At 70.0% G+C, this 2603-nt stretch carries 3 protein-coding genes and 1 pseudogene; 2 read left to right on the top strand and 2 right to left on the bottom strand.

All coding sequences use genetic code 11. The features are described 5' to 3' along the window. Positions 1 to 171 precede the first annotated feature (171 nt). Together purS and purC are read right to left on the bottom strand one after the other, a co-directional pair. On the bottom strand, positions 172 to 417 hold the full coding sequence (purS, locus tag ROTAS13_RS22755; protein ID WP_026033446.1) for a phosphoribosylformylglycinamidine synthase subunit PurS: 246 nt from the start codon (positions 415 to 417) through the stop codon (positions 172 to 174). A gap of 56 nt (positions 418 to 473) precedes the next feature. Continuing rightward, positions 474 to 1238 (bottom strand): phosphoribosylaminoimidazolesuccinocarboxamide synthase, encoded by a 765-nt coding sequence (purC, locus tag ROTAS13_RS22760; RefSeq protein ID WP_019462504.1) that lies wholly within the window; start codon positions 1236 to 1238, stop codon positions 474 to 476. A 353-nt stretch (positions 1239 to 1591) separates the two neighbouring features. Here purC and ROTAS13_RS27865 point away from each other — a divergent pair, with 353 nt between their 5' ends. Together ROTAS13_RS27865 and ROTAS13_RS22770 are read left to right on the top strand one after the other, a co-directional pair. Continuing rightward, complete coding sequence (locus ROTAS13_RS27865) at positions 1592 to 2101, top strand: PepSY domain-containing protein (protein ID WP_216348723.1); 510 nt, start codon at positions 1592 to 1594, stop codon at positions 2099 to 2101. 112 nt (positions 2102 to 2213) lie between these two features. After that, a pseudogene (locus ROTAS13_RS22770) lies at positions 2214 to 2603 on the top strand (hypothetical protein); the annotation flags it as partial.

Here is a 2603-nt window from a genome sequence, read left to right on the forward strand (position 1 = left end):
GGGGGGTGGTGGCGTTCCCGCCAGCGCAGGGTCATGGCGACGAGGACGGTGAGGCCCAGCATGAGGAGGAGGGAGGCCTTGATCATGCGAGCGGGGCCCCGCCAAAGGGATGACCCATGGGGTGGGGGCGCGGCATGGGCGGGGTTCCCTCCGCCGCTCTCCCCCTGGGGATCACGCGGGGGAGACCTCGACGCGGAAGCTCTCGATGACGGTGTTGGCGAGGAGCTTGCGGGCCATGTCCTCGGCCTGGGCCTTGGCCTTGTCCGGGTCGGTCTCGGTCAGGTCGAGTTCGATGACCTTGCCGGCGCGGACGTCGTGGACGGCGTCGTAGCCCAGGTTGGCGAGGGCGTGGGCGATGGCCTTGCCCTGGGGATCGAGGACGCCCTGCTTGGGCATGACGGTCACGCGGGCTTTCACGGGGTGGGGTCTCCCAGGGAGTAAGCGGTGGGGCGGGTGAGGGCCTGGCGGGGCCGTCACTGCATCAGTTCGGGGCCCTTGAGGTCGCGGACGCCGGCCTCGGGGAGGATGCCGAGGCGGCGGGCGACTTCCTGGTAGCCTTCCTCGACCTTGCCGAGGTCGCGGCGGAAGCGGTCCTTGTCCATCTTCTCGCCGGTCTTGCTATCCCAGAGGCGGCAGTTGTCGGGGGAGATCTCGTCGGCGAGGACGATGCGGACCTCCTCGTTCTCGTAGAAGCGGCCGAATTCGAGCTTGAGGTCCACGAGGACGATGCCGATGCCGAGGAAGAGGCCGGTGAGGAAGTCGTTCACGCGCAGGGCGAGCTGGACCATGTCGTCCAGGTCCTGGGTGGAGGCCCAGCCGAAGCAGGTGATGTGTTCCTCGGAGACCATGGGGTCCTGGAGGGCGTCGTTCTTGTAGTAGTACTCGATGATCGAGCGGGGGAGGCGCTGGCCTTCCTGGATGCCGAGGCGGGTGGAGAGGGAGCCGGCGGCGACGTTGCGGACCACCAGTTCGAGGGGGATGATCTCGACCTCCCGGATCAGCTGCTCGCGCATGTTCAGGCGGCGGATGAAGTGGGTGGGGATGCCGATGTCGGAGAGGCGCGTCATCAGGTATTCGCTGATGCGGTTGTTGAGCACGCCCTTGCCGGTGATGATGCCTTTCTTCGCGCCGTTGGCGGCGGAGGCGTCATCCTTGAAGTACTGGACGAGGGTGCCCGGTTCCGGACCTTCGAAGAGGATCTTCGCCTTGCCTTCGTAGAGTTGCCGCCGTCGGGCCATCGTCAATCGTCGTCCAGAAATCCGTCGTGGCCGCCGGACCATGGGTCGTGGGGGACCGGGGTCGGGCAGCCTGTGGTGGGTGGGTATAGCAGGGGGTGGGGGGTTCTTCCACCGCCCAGGGTGTGCCGGCTGACCCGCGTGGCCGTGAGGGCGGCTGGTCTTGAAGCGGGCGGCCTCCCGGTCGGCCTGCCGCGCCGTGGTTCGGGCGGGCGTGGTCGCCGCGTGAACGGCCATTGTCAACTTTTGCGACGGTGCTTGTCAACGGAAGCGGCGATGGGTCGTTAACACGGGCACAGGCGGACGGGCCGGAGTGCCCGGTTGGACAACGCCGCAGATGGACAAGGAGAGCGCGCATGCGGGGCAGTCTTATGAACGGCATCGGTGGTTTCGCGGTGGCGGCGGGGCTGGTGCTGGGATCGGCGGGTTTCGTGCCTGCGGCGATGGCGCAGACGGGGACCAGCTCGCAGGGCACGATCGGGACGCCGACGATGCCGGGTGGCGGCGGATCGACCATGGCGCAGGGCACGCCCGGGGCCACGACGGGGACGACCCCGGGTACGACCTCTGGGACCACGCCCGGGACGGCGACGCCGATGACCGCGCCGCGGCCGGCGGGCGAGGCGGGTTCCAGGCCGCAGGCTTCGGGGACGCCGGTGACGACGCCGGAAGCCGGGGCGAACAGCTTTACCGAGGGGCAGGCCCAGAGCCGGATCGAGGCGGCGGGCTACTCGCATGTTTCGGAGCTGAAGAAGGATGATGCGGGTGTCTGGCGCGGCAAGGCCACGCGGAACGGGCAGACCGTGGATGTGGGGCTGGATTTCCGCGGCAACGTGGTGACGGGCGCCGCTTCCGCCACGCGCTGAGGCCGGCGTCCCGTGGTCGTTCCCGCAGGGGCCGTTCCCGCGGGGATGGCCGCGGAGGGTGCGGCGGCAGGGCGGCGGATGACGAGAGAACGAAACGAGAGGAACGCGAACCATGGCTATGCGGACCATTACCCGGCTTTTCGACACCCGCGACCACGCGATGGCGGCGGTGCGGGACTTGGAGGCTGCGGGCTTCCGGCATGAGGATGTGAGCATCCTCGCCAACAATGCCGAGGGCCAGCGGAGTGATGTTGCCACGGCGCCCGGGGGGCGTGCCGGGGACCACACGGATACTGCGGAGAACGCCGAGTCCGGGACCGGGATCGGTGCCACGCTGGGGACGGTACTGGGTGGCGGCGCGGGGCTCGCGGCCGGGCTTGGGGCCTTGGCGATTCCGGGCGTGGGGCCCGTGGTGGCGGCGGGCTGGCTGGTGGCGACGCTGACCGGGGCCGGCGCTGGTGCCGCGGCCGGCGGGTTGCTGGGCGCGCTGACGGGGGCCGGG

Source organism: Roseomonas sp. TAS13 (assembly GCF_001950415.1).
Taxonomy (GTDB): Bacteria; Pseudomonadota; Alphaproteobacteria; order Acetobacterales; family Acetobacteraceae; genus Roseomonas; species Roseomonas mucosa.

Bases quoted from the DNA above. Each gene is read 5' to 3' on its own strand.
- ROTAS13_RS27865 (WP_216348723.1), top strand. From the start codon at position 1,592: ATGCGGGGCAGTCTTATGAACGGCATCGGTGGTTTCGCGGTGGCGGCG.
- purC (WP_019462504.1), bottom strand. From the start codon at position 1,238: ATGGCCCGACGGCGGCAACTCTACGAAGGCAAGGCGAAGATCCTCTTC.